This window comes from Sphingomonas bisphenolicum, assembly GCF_024349785.1.
Taxonomy (GTDB): domain Bacteria; phylum Pseudomonadota; class Alphaproteobacteria; order Sphingomonadales; family Sphingomonadaceae; genus Sphingobium; species Sphingobium bisphenolicum.
Window position 1 is genome coordinate 2,065,681 of sequence record NZ_AP018817.1, and the last position, 15,826, is coordinate 2,081,506.

Here is a 15,826-nt window from a genome sequence, read left to right on the forward strand (position 1 = left end):
ATCGATGAAATGGTTCGGGACGAAGGCGGCCGCATCGAGCGATGCGCGGCCGGTGCTGGCGCGCGCCTGGGGATCGGGTGCGGTGGCGCTGGGGGAATGGCCGGCCAGTTATGAGGCGCAGTTGCGGGCGGGGGTGATGGGCAATCCGGTGGCGCAGCGGGCGATGCGGCTGGTGTCGGAGGGTGCGGGCGCCTGCGCCCTGAAAGTGCGCGGGGTGGAGAATGCGGGCCGCGTGCTGGCGCTGGTCGGGCGGGCGTCGGCAGGGCAGGGGCTGGTCGAGACGCTGGCCTGCCACCTGCTGCTGCACGGCAATGCCTATGTGCAGCTGATGGCCGGGGCGGACGGGATGCCGGCCGAGCTGTTCGCGCTGCGGCCCGAACGGGTGAGCGTGGAGGCCGATGCGCGCGGATGGCCTGCGGCGTACCTGTATCGGGTGGGGGAGAGCGTGACGCGGCTGACGCCCGAAGACGGCGCGGGGCGGACCAACGTGCTGCACATCAAGGCGTTGCATCCGCTGGACGATCATTATGGGCTGGGCTGCGTGGGCGCGGCGGCGGGCGCGGTGGCGATCCACAATGCGGCATGTGTGTGGAACAAGGCGCTACTCGACAATGCGGCGCGGCCAAGCGGGGCGATGGTCTATGATCCGGGCGACGGATCGGTGCTGAGCCCTGAGCAGTTCGAGCGGGTGAAGCGCGAGATGGAGGTGGCCTTTGCCGGTGCGGCCAATGCCGGGCGGCCGATGCTGCTGGAGGGGGGGCTGAGCTGGAAGGCGATGAGCCTGACCCCGGCGGAGATGGATTTCGTGGGGCTGAAGGCGGCGGCGGCGCGGGAGATCGCGCTGGCCTTCGGCGTGCCGCCTATGCTGATGGGGCTGCCCGGCGACAATAGCTACGCCAATTATCGCGAGGCGAACAAGGCGCTGTGGCGGCAGGCGATATTGCCGCTGGTGGCGAAGATTTGCGGGGCGCTGGCCCAGGGGCTGGACGATTGGTGGCCGGGGCTGGGGATCGAGGCGGACCTGGATGCCGTGCCGGCGCTGTCGGACGAGCGCGCGGCGCTGTGGGAGCGGGTGGTGGCGGCGGATTTCCTGAGCGCCGAGGAAAAGAAGGCGATGCTGGGGATCGGTTAGCGCTGGCAGGCGGCGACGGTTTGCGACCATCGCCCGCCGCTGTCGAGGCATTGGTCCTGGGCGAGCCAGTCGCTTTGCCAGAGGCAGGCGGTGACGGCGATCATGACCAGCCCGGCGGTCAGGATGAACGCCTTCATGACGGGCGGGCGAGGCTGTCGAGGCGGCAGAAGCCGGTTTCGCCGTTCCAGCGGCCGCCCTGAATCAGGCAATCGCCGGCGCGGAACAGGCCGACATGCCAGGCGACGGCGCCCAGGACAGCCAGAACCAACAGGATCAGAATTTTGCGAGGCGTGCGTTTCATGCGCGCCCCAATAGGCATGGGCGGTCCCCATGGGAAGGCGGGATATATGAAACAGGATGGCGACATGCTGGCGCGGCTGGTGGCGCAGGCCGAGGGCGCGCCGGGCGGTTTGGGGGGCGGGGCGGACATGGTGATGATCCGTGCGCTGATCGAGGAGGCGAGCGAGCTGGGCGCGGGACGGGCGCTGGAGCGGCTGGGACTGGCGGATCGTCGCGCCGAGGGCGATATGCGCGAGTTGCGCGAATTGCTGTCCGCCTGGCGCGACGCGAAGAAGGCGGCGCGCGGGGCGGTGATCGGCTGGGCGGTGCGGATTATGATGGCGCTGCTGCTGCTGGGGATCGCGGTGAAGGTGGGGTTGCTGGGGCTGGTCAAGGCATGAGCGCGGGCGACATACGCTTTGCCGGCTATGCGGCGATCTTCGATCGGGTGGACCGGGGCGGGGATGTGGTGCGGGCGGGCGCATTCGGGGCGATCGATGCGGCGGGCGTGCCGCTGTTGTGGCAGCATGGGCCGGGCAGCGTGATCGGCCGGATCGAGACGGCGCGGGAAGATGGGCGCGGGCTGCGGGTGATCGGGCGCGTGTCGCAGCGGACCGCGGCGGGGCGCGAGGCGGCGGCGGCGCTGAAGGCCGGGGCGCTGGACGGGCTGTCGTTCGGATATCGGGTGCGCGAGGCGCGGGGCGCACGGCCGCGCGAACTGCTGGGGCTGGAACTGGTGGAGGTGAGTCTGGTGACGCATCCGATGCAGGATCTGGCGCGGGTGATTGGGGTGGAGGGGTAGCGCTGCTGTCCCCTCATCCAACTGCGCCTAGCCCGCGAGCGGGCAAGGCTGCGTATTCTTGCCCCCCGAGGGAGAAGGGTTTCAGGTGACGCCTAGCCATTGCAGCCCGTTCGGTAGCGGGTCGGCGCTATAGTCGAGTTGCAGGACGGGGCGGCGTCGGAGGCGTGGAGGATGGATGCGATCAGTAGCTTGGTATGGGACAATGTTCGCTTCACATCCATCCGCCAAATCCGAGATCGCAAAATGGAGTAGCTATGGACGCGGACGTACAGCCAACCAGTATGGGCGACATTATGTGGCGTGGCTGCCTGATATTGTTGATCCTACCCTTGGTCCTCATGCTCGGTTTCTGCGGCTGGGTACGATGGGAGTCGCCCAGAGGTGCGTTGCCGCCCGAAGTTGAATGGGATGAGATTATAGCCTTTGGCGAAGATTTTGGGTTGCGGGATGGCTGCGGTTTTGGCGCCTACCATATTTCGCCAGAAACGAGCCTGCGTTTCGTGGAAGGACGGGACTTGCCTGTTGGTTGGTATCGAACGCCATTGCCGATGGAAGACGGTCAATATGCCTATGTCGGGCCGGATCGAAAGCGGATTACGCTTTATGCGCATCATGGAACGACGTGCGCGTCCAAGAAGGGAAAGAGATTGGGCTTGCCCGACCGCTATCAGCGGGCGCTGCGCGGGCCGGGCAACTGGTATAGGATTTCCAACCATGGTGAAGGGCTAATAGTGGTTTCTCCCAAGGAGGCACTGGCTTGGTATCTCTATTTCGGCTGAGCCAATGATGGGATGATGGAGGGGAGCTTTCCCCTCTCCAACTTCGCCTGACCGGCTGCGCCGGTAAGGCTTCGTATCCTCTCCCCCAAGGGGCGAGGATTTTGCAGGGCAGTCCGTCGGGGCCGCCCTTTTTTGTGGAGACGGGCATGACGGATCAGGTGACGGACGCACTGGAAGCGCGGTTCGATGCGGTGGTGCAGGGGGAGCGGATCGATGGACTGGAGGGGGAGATTGCGGCGCTGAAGGGGGCTTTGCTGGCCGCGCAGCGACCGGCGCTGGATGGCGTGAAGGGCGGGGCGGTAGACCCGGCGCGGGCGGCGTTCGTCGATCGCTATCTGCGACAGGGTCATGAGGCGGGGGTCGAGCTGAAGAGCTTTTCCGGCGCTTCCGGCGCGGCGGGCGGCTATGCGGTGCCGCGCGAGATCGACCAGTTGATCGGATCGACGCTCAAGGCCATTTCGCCGATCCGGTCGATCGCCAATGTGGTGCGCACCGGGACTGCGGGCTATCGCAAGCTGGTGAGCGCGGGCGGCATCGTGTCGGGATGGGCCAGCGAGACCGGCGCGCGGGCCGAGACGGGGACGCCGAGCTTCAACGCGATCGCGCCGCCCAGTGGCGAGCTATACGCCAATCCGGCGGCGAGTCAGGCGATGCTGGACGATGCGCAGTTCGATGTCGAAGCCTGGCTGGCGAGCGAGATCGGGCGCGAGTTTGCGGTGGCGGAGGGCGCGGCCTTCGTCAACGGCAACGGGACGAACAAGCCCAAGGGCTTTTTGACTTATACCACCACAAATGAGGCCGACAGCGTGCGCGCGTTCGGATCGCTGCAATATGTGGCGTCGGGCGCGGCGGGCGCCTTTGCCGCGTCGAACCCGCAGGACAAGCTGATCGATCTGGTCCAGAGCCTGCGCGCGCCTTATCGCCAGGGGGCGAGCTTCGTGATGAACAGCGCCACGCTGGCGGCGGTGCGCAAGATGAAGACGACCGACGGCGCCTTCATCTGGCAGCCGGGGTTGGCGGGTGGACAGCCCGCCACGCTGCTGGGCTATCCGGTGGTCGAGGCGGAGGACATGCCCGATATCGCCGCCAACAGCCTGTCGATCGCCTTCGGCAATTTCCAGGCCGGCTATGTCATCGCCGAACGCAGCGAGACGAGCATCCTGCGCGATCCGTTCAGCAACAAGCCGTTCGTGCATTTCTACGCCGTCAAGCGGATCGGCGGCGCGGTGGCCAACAGCGAGGCGATCAAGCTGATGAAGTTCGCCGCTTCGTAAAGATTGAGGGGGCGTTGTTCCCCCTCTTCCAACTTTGCCTGGGCAGCAAGCTGCCAAGGCTTCGTATCCTTGTCCCCCGTGGGGAGACGGTTTTGGGGCAGCGTTTTGACGCTGCCCCTTTTTTGTGAGGGGGTGGGCGTGGCGATCACGGAACTGGAGATGGCGGACCTGGTGCGCGAGACGTGCCATGCAGGCGGCGAGGGGCCGCTGGCGCTGGGCGGCGCACTGCCCGGCTATCGCGCCTTTGCCGCGGCGCTCAATCCCGGCGCGACCTTTCCCTATGTCATCCAAGGGGTAGCCGATTCCGGTCAATGGGAAGCCGGCGTCGGCGCGATCGATGGCGAGGGCAGGCTGGTACGCACGCCACAGGCATCGTCGGCAGGCGGCGGCGCGGTGGATTTCGTCGCGGGCGAGAAGCATGTCGGGTTGGCGCTGCACGCGGGCTGGGTCGCGCAGGTCAACGAGCATGACCATGGGCTGGACGAGGTTGCCGGGTTGACGGCGGCGCTGGCGGGCAAGCAGGCGGCGAACGGCGAATTGAGCGCGATCGCGGCGCTGGCGACCAGCGGATTCGGGCGCGGCGTGCTGACTCTGGGCGACGGCGCGGCGTTCCGATCCTATATCGGGGCGGGCACATCGTCCGCGGACGGTACGGTGACGGCGGTGGCGGCGGGCAGCGGCATGGCGTTCGCGACGATCGGGGCGGCGGGCAGCGTGACGCTGGGGACGCCGTCGAGCGTCACGCTGGGATCGACCAATGGCGTGGGGGCGGGTACGCACAGCCATGCCTTCGCACCCGGCGGGACCAGCGCACAATATCTGCGTGGCGACGGGTCGCTGGCCACCTTTCCCACGGGCAGCGCGCTCAGCACGGTGGACGACAGCAATGTCACGCTGACCCTGGGCGGCGGGCCGGGGAATGCGCTGCTGAACGCGACGTCGATCAGCGTCGGCTGGTCGGGCCAGTTGCCGGTGGCGCGGGGCGGGACCGGGGTGGCGAGCCTCACCGGCTATGTGAAGGGCAACGGCGCGGCGGCGTTGAGCGCCAGCGCGACGATCCCCAGCACGGACATTAGCGGATTGGGCACGATGGCGGGCCAGAGCGCGGGTGCGGTCGCCATCACCGGCGGGATGGCGAGCCTGGCGTCGTTGAGCGTCGCGCCGGCATCGGGTCCGGCCAATGCGGCGATCAATGCGGCGAACGGTCAAAGCGCCAGCCTGTCGCTGTACACGGCGGGCGTGGAAATGTGGCGGGTCGAGCGCACCGCGACGGCGAACGGCGGCAGCAATGCCGGGTCCGACTTCGCCCTGCGCCGCATGGACGACAGCGGTGCGCTGCTGGGCACGGCGATAAGCGTGTCGCGCGCGACCGGCGCTATGACGATCGGCAGCGTCACCAGCAGCGGCGCCAGCGCCGCGGTGATTTCCGCCGTGCGCACGGGGAGCGCGGTCAATTGCGACTATGTCGCGCAGACGACGGCCGGCGCCATCTATTTCGGCAATGCCGATGGCAGCAAATTCGCCGTCGGCCCCAGCAACAACCTGGCGACCACGCCTTTCCTGTCCGCCAGCGCGACCATCTGCGCCATCGGCGCGTCGGTCGAAACGACTTTCGCCGGGCCGGGGCGGCCGGTTGCGGACAATATGACCGGCTGGGGCAGCGCGTCCTTCCGCTGGTCCACCATTTATGCCGGTAGCGGGACGATCAACACGTCCGACGCGCGGAGCAAATGCGATGTCGGGTCTGTCGAGGCAATATTGATCGACGCATGGGGCGCGGTCGGCTGGCGGCGCTATCGCTTCGTCGAGGCGGTGGCGGAGAAGGGCGATGCCGCGCGCTGGCATCTGGGGCTGGTGGCGCAGCAGGTGCGCGATGCTATCGATGCGCGGCTGGGCGACGGCGCGGCGGTGCGATGGGGGCTGTTGTGCCACGATAGCTGGGACGCAGAGCCGGAGGAGCGGGCGGAGGACGGCACGCTGGTTCGTGCGGCGCGCGACGCCGGGGATCGCTGGGGCCTGCGCTACGACGAATGTTTGGCGCTGGAAGCGCTGTGGCAGCGGCGCGCGATCGCGGGGCTGGCGGCGCGTCTGGATGCCCTGGAAGCGGGAGGCGGCCATGCTGGCGGGTGAGGCGATCGGCGCGGGCGCGCTGGGCATGGTGCGGGTGGCGGCGCCGGGACCGTGGCGCTGGGGCATCCGCCCGGGGCAGGCCGCGCGCATCGCCGCGCGGGACGGGGCGATGCGGCCCGAGCGGGACAAGGGGAGCAAGGTCCGATGAGCCTATATGTCAAAGACCCGCAGGCGCGGGTGGATCATGCGATCGACTGGTCCGCCTATCTGGCGGAGCAGAGCCTGGTCGCCAGCCTGTGGACGGTGACGCCGGAGGAGGCGGGCGGGCTGATGGTGGAAGCTGACGCCTTCGAGGCGCAGCGCAGCACGGTGCGGCTGGGCGGCGGCGTGGTGGGGCGCATCTATCGGCTGACCAACCGCGTCACCCTGTCCGACGGGCAGGTGGACGAGCGGTCGGTGACGATGCGGGTGGAGGAGCGCTGAAGATGGTGGAAGAGAGCGAAAGCGGGGCGCTGGCGGCATCGCTGGCGGAGCTGAAGGCCTATTTGCGGATCGAGACGGGCGCGGAGGACGCGGTGCTGGCCGGCCTGTTGCGCAGCGCGGCGGCGCTGTGCGAGCAGTTTATAGGCCAGTGGCTGATCGCACGAGCCGCGCGCGAGACGGTTGCAGGGGACGGGGGCTGGCAAAGGCTGTCGGCGCGGCCGGTAGCGGCCATAGAAGCGGTCGAGGCGGTGAATGCCGACGGGATGCCCGAACTGCTGCCGGTAGATGCTTATGCGATCGACATCGATGCGACGGGCGACGGGTGGGTGCGGTCGACCCGCGCCGGTGACGGACGGCGGCTGGCGGTGCGATACCGGGCGGGGCTGGCGGCGGAACTGAATGGCCTGCCCGAAGCGCTGCGGCAGGGGATCGTGCGGCTGGCGGCAGAGCATTTCGTGGCGCGCGGCGGTGAAAGCGCGCCGCCGGCCGTGGTGAGCGCGCTGTGGCGGCCGTTCCGGCGGATGCGGCTGGCATGAGGGCCCGGCTGGTCGCGCTGGCCGAGACGCGAGCGGCGCACCGGCGGGCGCGGATACTCGCAGCGCTGGAAGAGGTCGGCGTGGCGGCGGTGATCGACGGCGACGCGGTGCGGGCGTCCGCGCCGGGACTGGCGCGGCGATGGTGGCGCGATCTGGCGCTGCGGGATGCGGGGAGGGACGGGTTATGAGCGCGGAAGTGGCGGTACGCGCGGCGGTGATCGCCGCTTTGCGGGCGGACGGCGCGTTGATGGACGGGCTGAACGGCCTGTATGACGGCGAGCCGGGACGGGCGAGCGCGCCCTATGGCCATGTCGGCGAGTGTATCGGCGCGGACTGGGGCGGCAAGGATGTCGAGGGACGCGAATTGCGGCTGACCATAGGCTTGCGGATCGCGAATGAGACGCCGGCGCGGCTGGCGGATTTGATCGGGCGGATCGATCCGGCGATCGGCCAGGCACAGGTGCAGGACGGGTGGCGCGTCGTCAGCGCGCGGCTGGTCCGGTCGCGCGTCGCGCGCGACCAAGGAAAGCCGCCCGCGGGATGGCGGGCGGTGATCGACTATCGGTTGCGGGCAGCGCGGGAGGGGTGATGCCCCTCCCGATGGGGGTCAGCCCGGACGGCTGCTTTCTTCATATTCGCCGGTGATCTTGTCGACATATTCGGAAATCTGATCGTCGGCGTCGCTATTGGCGGCGGCGTCCGACATCTTGTCGGCCTTGTCCGATGCGACGATGGCGGCGCGGAACGCGGCTTCCTTGTCGGCGCAGGCTTTTTTCATCTCGGCCTGGAAATCGCCGACCGGCAATTTCTTTTCCAGGGCCGGCTGGACCTGGGCGCTGAGGCATTTGGAAAAATCCTTGCGCCCCGCGCCGACGGCGTCAGCGGAAGGGGCGGCGGCCAGCATCATCACGAGCGAAGCGGCAACAATCATAGAAACCTCTCCATAGCGGCGTCTTCACGCTGCGACCGGATGGTCGAATGCCATCCGAGTCTCTTATTTTTTCGCGATTTTCCGGGCGGTGGCAGGGTGCTTGCCGCGTCGGGGTCGCTTGGCTGGAGAATGCGCCATGGGCGTCGAAAAGGGAAGTGCGTTTCTGTTGAAAGTGGGCGACGGAAACATGCCTGCAACATATGCGACGGTGGCCGGGATGCGGACCACCCAGTTGTCGGTAAATGGCGAGGCGGTGAACATCACCAGCAAGGATAGCGGCGGCTGGCGCGAATTGCTGTCGGGGGCGGGCGTGCGGTCGGTCAGCGTATCGGCGGCGGGGCTGTTCACCGGCTCTGCGGCGGAAGTGCGCATCCGCAACCATGCGCTGTCAGGCACGATCGAGGATTATGAGCTGAGCTTCGAGAGCGGCGAGCGGATGCGCGGGCGCTTCCTGGTCACGCGGCTGGACTATGCCGGCGACTATAATGGCGAGCGCAACTATGCGCTGAGCCTGGAAAGCAGCGGCGCGGTGGTGAGCGAATGAGCGGGGTGGCGAACCTGGAGCGGCCAAATCCTGAAAGAGGCGAGGCGGCGCTGGCGCTGGGCGGCGAGACCCTGGCGCTGCGGCCCAGTTTCGGCGCGCTGGTGGCGGCGGAGGCGGAACTGGGGCCGTTGTTCGATCTGGTCGAGCGGGCGGCGGACGGGAAATTGTCGCTGGCCGACCTGGTGGCTTTGTTCTGGCATTGCCTGGTCGATCGCGAGGCGGTGAGCCGCGAGGCGCTGGGCGAGGCGATCGTCGCGGTCGGGCTGGCAAAGGTGACGCCTGTGCTGAAAGCCGTTTTGCAGCAGATATTGGCGGGGAAGTGACGCGCTTTGCCGAGGCCGCGGGGCGGCTGGCGGGGGTGGCCGGATGGCTGCTGGGCTGGCGGCCGGACGAGTTCTGGCGCGCGACCCCGGCGGAATTGGCGGCGGTGCTGCGCGCGGCGCGGAGCGAGGAGGAACCGGACGGCGGCGTGGATGGGGGGGAGTTGGCGCGGTTGATGGGGGCGATGCCGGATTAGGTCTGGCGTGAGTCCCGCTCTTCCAACTTCGCCTAAGCCCGGGCTTCGCCGGGGGAGGCTTCGTATCCTTCTCCCCCACGGGGAGAAGGTTGTTTTTTATGGGGAGGCGCTGGTGGACGAGGAAATCGAGACGCTGGTGGTGCGGGTGCGGGCCGATACGCAGGGGCTGAGCCGCGATGTCGAGGCGATGCGGGCGGGACTGGAAGGGCCGCTCGGCGATGGGGCGGACCGGGCCGGGCGGCGGATCGAACAGGGGCTGATGCGGGCGGTGCGGACCGGCAAGTTCGGGTTCGAGGATTTGCGCCGGATCGCCGTCAGCGTGCTGGACGAGATTGCGGCGAGCGCCTTGCGGTCGGCCGTGGGCGGCGGGAGCGGTGGGGGCGGGCTGGCGAGCTTGGGCGCGTCGCTGCTGACGTCGGCATTAGGGTTGCCGGGACGGGCGACGGGCGGGCCGGTGGCGCCGGGGCGGGCCTATATGGTCGGCGAGCGCGGACCGGAGATGTTCGTGCCGACGAGCAGCGGACAGGTGGTCGCGCAGGGTGGTTTTGGGGGCGGCGGCGCGCGGGACGTGCGGGTGAGTATCGCGGTCAATGGGCGCGGTGGAGAGAGCGAGCCGCGCTTGCTGGCGCGCAGCGCGCGGCAGGTGGCGCGGGCAGTGAAGGGGGCGCTGGGCTGATGGGCAGGATCGAACATTGGCTGGCAGATGCGCGGCGGGGACAGGAGACGCGCTGGATCAAGCGCTTCGCCGCGACGCACTGGACCGTCAATTTCCCGCGGCCGATGATGGCGAGCGTGGTGACGAGCGCGCCCGACGCATTGCGGGTGGATGCGGTCTTTTACGGGTCGGGCGATCTGGCGGGGCTGATCTGGGATGCGGCGGACCAGTGGAGCCATCCGTTGCTGGCCTATGACACGGACCGGGACTTTCGCGACTGTGTGCTGTCGTTCCGCTGGCGCAGCGGCGGCGTGCGGACATTGGACGAGACGCATGGACCGACGCTGACGATCGAGGGGCGGGACGAATACGGCCATCCGCGCGCCTGGTATGTGCGGTTGTGGAACTATGCCAATGGTACGCCGGAAGATGCTGTCATCAGGCTGGATTTTTCCAGCTTGGCGGGCGGCTACCTGCTGCCCGACGAAAGCGATCCGGTGTGGGCGGGCGATGTGGACCGCATGTTCATTTCGCTGGTGCCGCCCGGCTATGACGAGGGCGTTACGCCCTTTGCCGGGCCGCAAGAGGGGTGGGCGGAACTGAGCGAGATCGCCTGCGACGGGGCGGGATCGATGCTGACGATCGGCGACGCGATGCTGCCCGAACATGGACTGTCGATGGCGACCGGCTATGACGATTGTTTCAACCAGACGCCCGAGCGCGTGGTGGGCGCGATCCATGCGCTGGGCTATCGCGGGGCGATCAACCATTATGTCGGAATGAGCCATTATTTCCGGCTGGAGCGGCTGGGCGAGGGACTTTACGTCAGTCTGGCGGGTGGCGTGCTGAATGCGCCCTGCGCGGCCTGGCACCGGGATTTTGCAGAACGGGCGAAGGCGCTGGGGTTCGGCGTCATCTGGTCGCTATCCTATGAATTGTTCGATGCGCATTGCTGGAACGACTGGAAGCAACGGGCGGAAAATGGCGATCCGGCGCTGACCGGATGGTCGCCGCCATCGACATTGCTGTCGCCGGCCCATGGCGGGGCGATGGGCTATTTGCAGCAGGTAGCGGGAGCCTTTGTTTCCATCGGGTTGGAAGCGGACTTGCCGATCCTGTTTCAGGTCGGTGAACCCTGGTGGTGGGTGATGCCGGGCGACGGGCGGATATGCCTGTATGACGATGCGGCGCGGGCGGCGCTGGGCGGCAGTCCGGTGTCGATCTTGGATGTGCGGGGCGCGCTGGACGCGGCGCAATGCGCGTTGCTGGATGCGGCGGGGGCCTTGCTGGCGGCGTCGACGGCGGCGCTGTGCGCGGCGGTCAAGGCCGTAGCGCCGGGGGCAGTGACGCATTTGCTGGCCTATCTGCCGACCATATTGGACCCGCGCGCGCCGGAGGCCAAGCGGGCGAACATGCCGGTGGGGTGGGCGACGCCCGCTTTCGATGTGCTGCAACTGGAGGATTATGACTGGGTGACCGAGGGGCGGCCGGGGCTGACCGCGCGGGGCGTGGAACTGGCGACGGCGCGGCTGGGCTATCCGATCGAAGAGCAGCATTATTTGTCGGGCTTCGTGCTGTTGCCCGAACAGGCGGCGCAATGGCGGGATATCGTGGCAGCGGCGCAGGCGGCGGTGGCGCGGGGGACGGCGCAGACCTTCATCTGGGCGCTGCCGCAAGTCTGTCGCGACGGCTTCACCTGCTTCAGCATCGATGGGGAGGATGATGTGCAAGCCTTTGACGATATAGTGTTTCCGTTCGCCATCGGGCGGGAGGCGAGCCTGTCGCCGGCCTTTTCGACGCAGATCGTCGAAAGCCCGTCCGGCCATGAGCGGCGCAGCAGCGACTGGGCCGATGCGCGCCTGTCGTTCGACGCCGGGCCGGGGGTACGATCCGAGGCGGATATCGCCGCGCTGATCGCTTTCTTTCGGGCGCGGCGCGGGGCGGCGCGGGGGTTCCGCTTCACCGATCCCTATGACGATCGCAGCGGCGCGCCGGGTGTCGCGCCTTTGCCGATCGACCAGCGGCTGGGGATCGGCGACGGGGTGCGGGCGACGTTCCAGTTGATGCGCCATTATGGCGTGGGCGAGGAGGCGCAGGCACGGGTCATCACCCGGCCGGTGGCGGGGAGCATCAGGGTGGCGGCCGACGGGGTCGAACTGACCGAGGGGTGGAGCCATGCGGGGCTGGGCGTGATCGCGTTCGATGACGCGCCCGATGCCGGTGTGGTGCTGAGCGCTGGTTATCGTTTCGACGTGCCGGTGCGCTTTGCCGAGGACCGGCTGGATATCAACCGGGCGACCTTCGCCGCAGGGGAAGCGCCGTCGGTGCCGCTGGTGGAGATACGCGAATGAGCGATGTCGAGAGGCTAAGCCAGCCGCTTAATACGCTGGCCTTTTGCTGGCGGATCGAGCGGCGGGACGGGGTGACGATCGGGCTGACCAGCCATGACCGGGATCTGGACATAGGCGGGCTGACCTATCGCGCCGCGCCGGGGATGACGCCGTCGGCGGTGCGCAACGGGATCGGGCTGGACGGCGAGGATAGCGATGTCGCAGGCGCGCTGTCGAGCGATGCGATCGGCGAGGCGGACCTGATGGCGGGGCGCTGGGACGGGGCGGCGCTGGAATTGCGGCTGACGCAGTGGGAGGTTTTGGGGGAGGCTTTGGGAGAGGAAGCGGGCGCGCTGTGGCTGTTGCTGGCGCGGGGCGAGATCGGCGCGGTGGCGCGCAAGGGCGGGGCGTTTACGGCCGAATTGCTGGGCGCGGCGGCGGTGCTGAGCGGGCCGGTGACGCCGTCGACCTCGCCCGATTGCCGGGCAAGGCTGGGCGACGCGGCGTGCCGGGTCGATATGGCCGGGCGTCGGCGGATCGTAGCAGTAGGGAGCGTCGATGACGTCGATGTGGCGGTCGGCGGATTGGCGGCGGGAGCCTATGCGTTCGGCGCGTTGCGCTGGCTGACCGGGGCCAATGCGGGGCTGACGCAGGCGGTGGTCGACAATGGCGCGGACGGGCTGGTGCTGGCCGATCCGCCGGCCTTTGCGGTGACGGCGGGGACGTTGGCGTTGCTGACCGAAGGGTGCGACCGGCAATTGGCGACCTGTGCGGCGCGGTTCGGCAACGCGCTCAATTTCCGTGGAGAACCCTATTTGCCGGGGATGGACCTTTTGACCCGCTATCCCGGCGCATGAGCGGGGTAGTCGAGCGCGCGCGGGCGCTGGTCGGCGTGCCGTTTCGGCTGCACGGGCGCGGTCGCGCGGGGCTGGATTGCGTCGGGCTGGCGGCGCTGGCGATGGGGCGGGAAGCGCATTGCGCCTATGGGCTGCGCAGTGGCGATATCGGGCGGGCGGAAGGCTGGCTGCGGGCGGCGGGGTTGCGGCCGGTGGAGATTGGGGAGCCGGGCGACCTGGCGCTGGTGCGACCGGGGCCGTTGCAACTGCATCTGATGATCGGAACCGGGGCGGGGTTCATCCATGCCCATGCGGGAATCGGGCGGGTGGTGGAGATGCCGGGCGCGTCGCCATGGCCGGTGATCGGGTGGTGGCGGGCAGCATGAAGTCGCGCGCGCATTGTTTCTCGACGGCGCTCGAAACGAACGGAGGCTAATATTATGGCGACGGTGGTGCTGACGGCGGTGGGGACCGTGCTGGGCGGGCCGATCGGCGCTGCGATCGGCGCGGTGATCGGCAATGTCATCGACAATCAGATATTGTTCAAGCCCAAGGGACGCGAGGGCGCGCGGCTTGCCGACCTGCAATTGCAGACGTCGAGCTATGGCACGCAAGTCCCAAAGCTGTTCGGGACGATGCGGGTGGCGGGGACGGTGATCTGGGCGACCGACCTGAAGGAGACGAAGAGCAAGAGCGGCGGCGGCAAGGGGCGGCCGAGCGTGACCAGCTATGCCTATTCGGCGAGTTTTGCGGTGGCGCTGTCGGCCCGGACGATCGGGCAGGTGCGGCGCATCTGGGCGGACGGCAATCTGCTGCGCGGGGCAGCGGGGGATTTCAAGACCGAACTGTCGGCTTTCCGCGTCCATGCGGGCGGTGAGGATCAGGCGGTCGATCCGCTGATCGCGGCCGCCGAAGGCGTGGGGCTGACCCCGGCGCATCGCGGGATCGCCTATGTGGTGTTCGAGGATCTGGCGCTGGCCGATTATGGCAATCGCATTCCGTCGCTGACCTTCGAGGTGGAGGCCGATGCCGGGCCGGTGCCGATCGGCGCGGTGGCTGCCGTGTTGAGCGCGGGGCGGCTGGAGGGCGATGGGCTGGCCGCGGTGGACGGCTTTGCCGGGAGCGGGAGCGATGTGCGGGCGGCGATCGCGCCTTTGGTCGAGGCGCATGGGCTGGCGTTGCAATCGGGGGCGGATGGGCTTCGGTTGACGGCCGCTGGCGCGGCGGATGGCGCGATAGAGGCGGACGGGCTGGCGCGGCGCGTGAACGGGCAGGCGATCGATCCGGTCGAGCGATCGGGCGCGGCGGCCGATGCGGTGCCGGTGGCGCTGAGCCTACGTCACTATGATGCCGCGCGCGACTATCAGGCCGGGGTGCAGCGGGTGACGCGGCCGGGGCCGGGACGGCAGGAGCAGGGGATCGAGTTGCCCGCCGTGATGGCGGCGGATGCGGCGCGGGCGTTGGCGGCGGAGCGGCTGGGTGCGGGCTGGACCGGGCGGGCGACGATGACGCTGCGCTGCGACTGGCGCGCGCTGGCGCTGGCGCCCGGCGCGGTGGTGACGGTGGCGGATGCGCCGGGCCTGTGGCGGATCGAGGAACGAGAATGGGAAGCGATGGCGGTGCGGCTGGCGCTGCGCCGGGTGCCGGGCGCGGGCGGGGCGCTGCCCGGCAGGGCGTCTTCGGGCGCGATCGTGCGGCAGGCGGATGCGCCCCATGGCGCGACGACGCTGATGCTGGCCGACCTGCCGCAGATCCAGGACGGGGCGGCGAGCGCGCCGTTGCTCGTCGCAGCGGCGAGCGGGGGCGCAGGCTGGCGCAGCGCGGCGCTGTTCGTGATGGGCGAGAGCGGGGAGGCGGTGCCGATCGGACGCAGCGCACCGCGGGCGGTCATGGGAATGGCGGACGCCGCCTTGCCAAGCGGCAGCGCGACGCTGATCGATCCTCTGATGGTGACGTTGCTGGCGGTGGATATGGACCTGGGCGGGGCGGACGAGGCGACGCTGGCGCAGGGGCGGAACCTGTGCCTTGGTTGGCCGCGAGCTGGTGCAGTTCGAAACGGCGGTGCGGACCGGGCCGGCCAGCTATCGGCTGGGTGGCTTGCGCCGGGGGCTGCGCGGCACCGAATGGGCGATGGACGGGCATGAGGCAGGCGAGCGGTTCCTGCTGATCGAGGAAGAGCGGTTGGTGCAGCCGCTGGCAGCGCTGGGCACGGTGGGTGAGGTCGGCGCGACGCTGCGGCTGGCGGCGGTCGGGCTGGGCGATGTCGAACCGGTGGAGGCGATGCTGGTAATCAGCGGGGAGGCGCTGATGCCGCCGTCGCCGGTGCATCTGACGGTGCGGGCGCAGGATGGCGGGCGGGCGTTCGGCTGGGTCCGGCGTAGCCGTGCCGGATGGCGATGGAGCAATGGCGGCGACGTGCCGCTGGGCGAGGAGGCGGAGCGCTATCGCATCGCGGTGATGGATGGGGCGACGGTAGTGCGCAGCGCGGAAAGCGGCGCGCCGGATTGGTTCTATTCGGCGGCGATGATCGCGGCGGACGGGACCGCGGGCCGGCCGCTGGCCGCGGACGTGCGCCAGTTGGGGACGCTGGCGCAGGGGCGGGCGGCGCGGATCGGCTTTATCGCCTGAGCGCATATGGGGTGATCGAGGAGAAAAGTT

23 protein-coding genes are annotated in these 15,826 nt (G+C 69.1%); 20 read left to right on the top strand and 3 right to left on the bottom strand.

Translation table 11 applies throughout. From position 1 onward, the window contains the following. The first annotated feature begins 4 nt into the window (after window positions 1–4). Window positions 5–1,132: a phage portal protein gene (locus SBA_RS10225; protein ID WP_261934341.1), complete on the top strand. Its 1,128-nt coding sequence runs from the start codon at window positions 5–7 to the stop codon at window positions 1,130–1,132. Here SBA_RS10225 and SBA_RS10230 read toward each other — a convergent pair. Then, entirely contained in the window at window positions 1,129–1,269 is a 141-nt protein-coding gene (locus tag SBA_RS10230; RefSeq protein ID WP_224545723.1) for a hypothetical protein, read from the bottom strand. The two genes, SBA_RS10225 and SBA_RS10230, sit on opposite strands and share 4 nt — an antisense overlap. Continuing rightward, window positions 1,266–1,433, bottom strand: a complete 168-nt coding sequence (locus SBA_RS10235) for a hypothetical protein (protein ID WP_224545724.1) — start codon at window positions 1,431–1,433, stop codon at window positions 1,266–1,268. The genes SBA_RS10230 and SBA_RS10235 overlap by 4 nt, the downstream gene beginning before the upstream one ends. A gap of 46 nt (window positions 1,434–1,479) precedes the next feature. Here SBA_RS10235 and SBA_RS10240 point away from each other — a divergent pair, with 46 nt between their 5' ends. From SBA_RS10240 to SBA_RS10285, 10 genes are all read left to right on the top strand, one after another. Beyond that, a complete protein-coding gene (locus SBA_RS10240) occupies window positions 1,480–1,812 on the top strand; it encodes a DUF6127 family protein (protein ID WP_261934342.1) in 333 nt (110 codons plus the stop codon). Next, entirely contained in the window at window positions 1,809–2,213 is a 405-nt protein-coding gene (locus SBA_RS10245) for an HK97 family phage prohead protease (protein ID WP_261934343.1), read from the top strand. Before SBA_RS10240 ends, SBA_RS10245 begins: the two co-directional genes overlap by 4 nt. Window positions 2,214–2,467: 254 nt before the next feature. Beyond that, window positions 2,468–2,992, top strand: coding sequence for a hypothetical protein (locus tag SBA_RS10250; RefSeq protein WP_261934344.1), 525 nt, complete (start codon window positions 2,468–2,470; stop codon window positions 2,990–2,992). 146 nt (window positions 2,993–3,138) lie between these two features. After that, window positions 3,139–4,266, top strand: coding sequence for a phage major capsid protein (locus SBA_RS10255; protein WP_261934345.1), 1,128 nt, complete (start codon window positions 3,139–3,141; stop codon window positions 4,264–4,266). Window positions 4,267–4,404: 138 nt separating this feature from the next. Beyond that, window positions 4,405–6,396 carry a tail fiber domain-containing protein gene (locus SBA_RS10260; protein ID WP_261934346.1) on the top strand — a complete coding sequence of 664 codons (1,992 nt, stop codon included), beginning with the start codon at window positions 4,405–4,407 and terminating at the stop codon, window positions 6,394–6,396. Continuing rightward, on the top strand, window positions 6,359–6,544 hold the full coding sequence (locus SBA_RS10265; protein ID WP_224545727.1) for a hypothetical protein: 186 nt from the start codon (window positions 6,359–6,361) through the stop codon (window positions 6,542–6,544). The genes SBA_RS10260 and SBA_RS10265 overlap by 38 nt, the downstream gene beginning before the upstream one ends. Then, complete coding sequence (locus tag SBA_RS10270) at window positions 6,541–6,819, top strand: phage fiber-tail adaptor protein (RefSeq protein WP_224545728.1); 279 nt, start codon at window positions 6,541–6,543, stop codon at window positions 6,817–6,819. Before SBA_RS10265 ends, SBA_RS10270 begins: the two co-directional genes overlap by 4 nt. Window positions 6,820–6,821: 2 nt before the next feature. Next, window positions 6,822–7,355 carry a head-tail connector protein gene (locus tag SBA_RS10275; RefSeq protein ID WP_261934347.1) on the top strand — a complete coding sequence of 178 codons (534 nt, stop codon included), beginning with the start codon at window positions 6,822–6,824 and terminating at the stop codon, window positions 7,353–7,355. Beyond that, window positions 7,352–7,543: a hypothetical protein gene (locus SBA_RS10280; protein ID WP_261934348.1), complete on the top strand. Its 192-nt coding sequence runs from the start codon at window positions 7,352–7,354 to the stop codon at window positions 7,541–7,543. The genes SBA_RS10275 and SBA_RS10280 overlap by 4 nt, the downstream gene beginning before the upstream one ends. Then, a complete protein-coding gene (locus SBA_RS10285; RefSeq protein ID WP_261934349.1) occupies window positions 7,540–7,944 on the top strand; it encodes a DUF3168 domain-containing protein in 405 nt (134 codons plus the stop codon). The genes SBA_RS10280 and SBA_RS10285 overlap by 4 nt, the downstream gene beginning before the upstream one ends. Before the next feature lie 18 nt (window positions 7,945–7,962). Here SBA_RS10285 and SBA_RS10290 read toward each other — a convergent pair whose 3' ends face one another. Then, window positions 7,963–8,286 (bottom strand): hypothetical protein, encoded by a 324-nt coding sequence (locus SBA_RS10290; RefSeq protein WP_261934350.1) that lies wholly within the window; start codon window positions 8,284–8,286, stop codon window positions 7,963–7,965. Between the two features lie 136 nt (window positions 8,287–8,422). Between SBA_RS10290 and SBA_RS10295 the strand changes: the two genes are divergently transcribed. From SBA_RS10295 to SBA_RS25370, 9 genes are all read left to right on the top strand, one after another. Next, entirely contained in the window at window positions 8,423–8,830 is a 408-nt protein-coding gene (locus tag SBA_RS10295) for a phage major tail protein, TP901-1 family (protein WP_184265749.1), read from the top strand. Next, window positions 8,827–9,153: a gene transfer agent family protein gene (locus tag SBA_RS10300; protein ID WP_261934351.1), complete on the top strand. Its 327-nt coding sequence runs from the start codon at window positions 8,827–8,829 to the stop codon at window positions 9,151–9,153. The genes SBA_RS10295 and SBA_RS10300 overlap by 4 nt, the downstream gene beginning before the upstream one ends. Next, complete coding sequence (locus SBA_RS10305) at window positions 9,150–9,347, top strand: phage tail assembly chaperone (protein WP_224545736.1); 198 nt, start codon at window positions 9,150–9,152, stop codon at window positions 9,345–9,347. Before SBA_RS10300 ends, SBA_RS10305 begins: the two co-directional genes overlap by 4 nt. Before the next feature lie 112 nt (window positions 9,348–9,459). Continuing rightward, window positions 9,460–10,023, top strand: coding sequence for a tail tape measure protein (locus tag SBA_RS10310; RefSeq protein ID WP_224545737.1), 564 nt, complete (start codon window positions 9,460–9,462; stop codon window positions 10,021–10,023). Next, window positions 10,023–12,353, top strand: coding sequence for a DUF2460 domain-containing protein (locus tag SBA_RS10315; protein WP_261934352.1), 2,331 nt, complete (start codon window positions 10,023–10,025; stop codon window positions 12,351–12,353). Before SBA_RS10310 ends, SBA_RS10315 begins: the two co-directional genes overlap by 1 nt. Beyond that, window positions 12,350–13,189, top strand: coding sequence for a DUF2163 domain-containing protein (locus SBA_RS10320; protein ID WP_261934353.1), 840 nt, complete (start codon window positions 12,350–12,352; stop codon window positions 13,187–13,189). The genes SBA_RS10315 and SBA_RS10320 overlap by 4 nt, the downstream gene beginning before the upstream one ends. Beyond that, on the top strand, window positions 13,186–13,554 hold the full coding sequence (locus SBA_RS10325) for a C40 family peptidase (RefSeq protein ID WP_261934354.1): 369 nt from the start codon (window positions 13,186–13,188) through the stop codon (window positions 13,552–13,554). The genes SBA_RS10320 and SBA_RS10325 overlap by 4 nt, the downstream gene beginning before the upstream one ends. Window positions 13,555–13,608: 54 nt before the next feature. Beyond that, window positions 13,609–15,312, top strand: coding sequence for a phage tail protein (locus tag SBA_RS10330; RefSeq protein WP_261934355.1), 1,704 nt, complete (start codon window positions 13,609–13,611; stop codon window positions 15,310–15,312). Then, a complete protein-coding gene (locus SBA_RS25370; RefSeq protein ID WP_261934356.1) occupies window positions 15,194–15,796 on the top strand; it encodes a GTA baseplate fiber-binding domain-containing protein in 603 nt (200 codons plus the stop codon). The genes SBA_RS10330 and SBA_RS25370 overlap by 119 nt, the downstream gene beginning before the upstream one ends. Window positions 15,797–15,826: the final 30 nt, after the last annotated feature.

Excerpts from the sequence above, each read along its gene's own strand:
- SBA_RS10325 (WP_261934354.1), top strand. The coding sequence starts at position 13,186 with ATGAGCGGGGTAGTCGAGCGCGCGCGGGCGCTGGTCGGCGTGCCGTTT.
- SBA_RS10280 (WP_261934348.1), top strand. The coding sequence starts at position 7,352 with ATGAGGGCCCGGCTGGTCGCGCTGGCCGAGACGCGAGCGGCGCACCGG.
- SBA_RS10320 (WP_261934353.1), top strand. The coding sequence starts at position 12,350 with ATGAGCGATGTCGAGAGGCTAAGCCAGCCGCTTAATACGCTGGCCTTT.
- SBA_RS10275 (WP_261934347.1), top strand. The coding sequence starts at position 6,822 with ATGGTGGAAGAGAGCGAAAGCGGGGCGCTGGCGGCATCGCTGGCGGAG.
- SBA_RS10290 (WP_261934350.1), bottom strand. The coding sequence starts at position 8,286 with ATGATTGTTGCCGCTTCGCTCGTGATGATGCTGGCCGCCGCCCCTTCC.
- SBA_RS10315 (WP_261934352.1), top strand. The coding sequence starts at position 10,023 with ATGGGCAGGATCGAACATTGGCTGGCAGATGCGCGGCGGGGACAGGAG.
- SBA_RS10250 (WP_261934344.1), top strand. The coding sequence starts at position 2,468 with ATGGACGCGGACGTACAGCCAACCAGTATGGGCGACATTATGTGGCGT.
- SBA_RS10245 (WP_261934343.1), top strand. The coding sequence starts at position 1,809 with ATGAGCGCGGGCGACATACGCTTTGCCGGCTATGCGGCGATCTTCGAT.
- SBA_RS10270 (WP_224545728.1), top strand. The coding sequence starts at position 6,541 with ATGAGCCTATATGTCAAAGACCCGCAGGCGCGGGTGGATCATGCGATC.
- SBA_RS10225 (WP_261934341.1), top strand. The coding sequence starts at position 5 with ATGAAATGGTTCGGGACGAAGGCGGCCGCATCGAGCGATGCGCGGCCG.
- SBA_RS10295 (WP_184265749.1), top strand. The coding sequence starts at position 8,423 with ATGGGCGTCGAAAAGGGAAGTGCGTTTCTGTTGAAAGTGGGCGACGGA.
- SBA_RS10330 (WP_261934355.1), top strand. The coding sequence starts at position 13,609 with ATGGCGACGGTGGTGCTGACGGCGGTGGGGACCGTGCTGGGCGGGCCG.
- SBA_RS10235 (WP_224545724.1), bottom strand. The coding sequence starts at position 1,433 with ATGAAACGCACGCCTCGCAAAATTCTGATCCTGTTGGTTCTGGCTGTC.
- SBA_RS10285 (WP_261934349.1), top strand. The coding sequence starts at position 7,540 with ATGAGCGCGGAAGTGGCGGTACGCGCGGCGGTGATCGCCGCTTTGCGG.
- SBA_RS10240 (WP_261934342.1), top strand. The coding sequence starts at position 1,480 with ATGAAACAGGATGGCGACATGCTGGCGCGGCTGGTGGCGCAGGCCGAG.
- SBA_RS10255 (WP_261934345.1), top strand. The coding sequence starts at position 3,139 with ATGACGGATCAGGTGACGGACGCACTGGAAGCGCGGTTCGATGCGGTG.
- SBA_RS10265 (WP_224545727.1), top strand. The coding sequence starts at position 6,359 with ATGCCCTGGAAGCGGGAGGCGGCCATGCTGGCGGGTGAGGCGATCGGC.
- SBA_RS10300 (WP_261934351.1), top strand. The coding sequence starts at position 8,827 with ATGAGCGGGGTGGCGAACCTGGAGCGGCCAAATCCTGAAAGAGGCGAG.
- SBA_RS10230 (WP_224545723.1), bottom strand. The coding sequence starts at position 1,269 with ATGAAGGCGTTCATCCTGACCGCCGGGCTGGTCATGATCGCCGTCACC.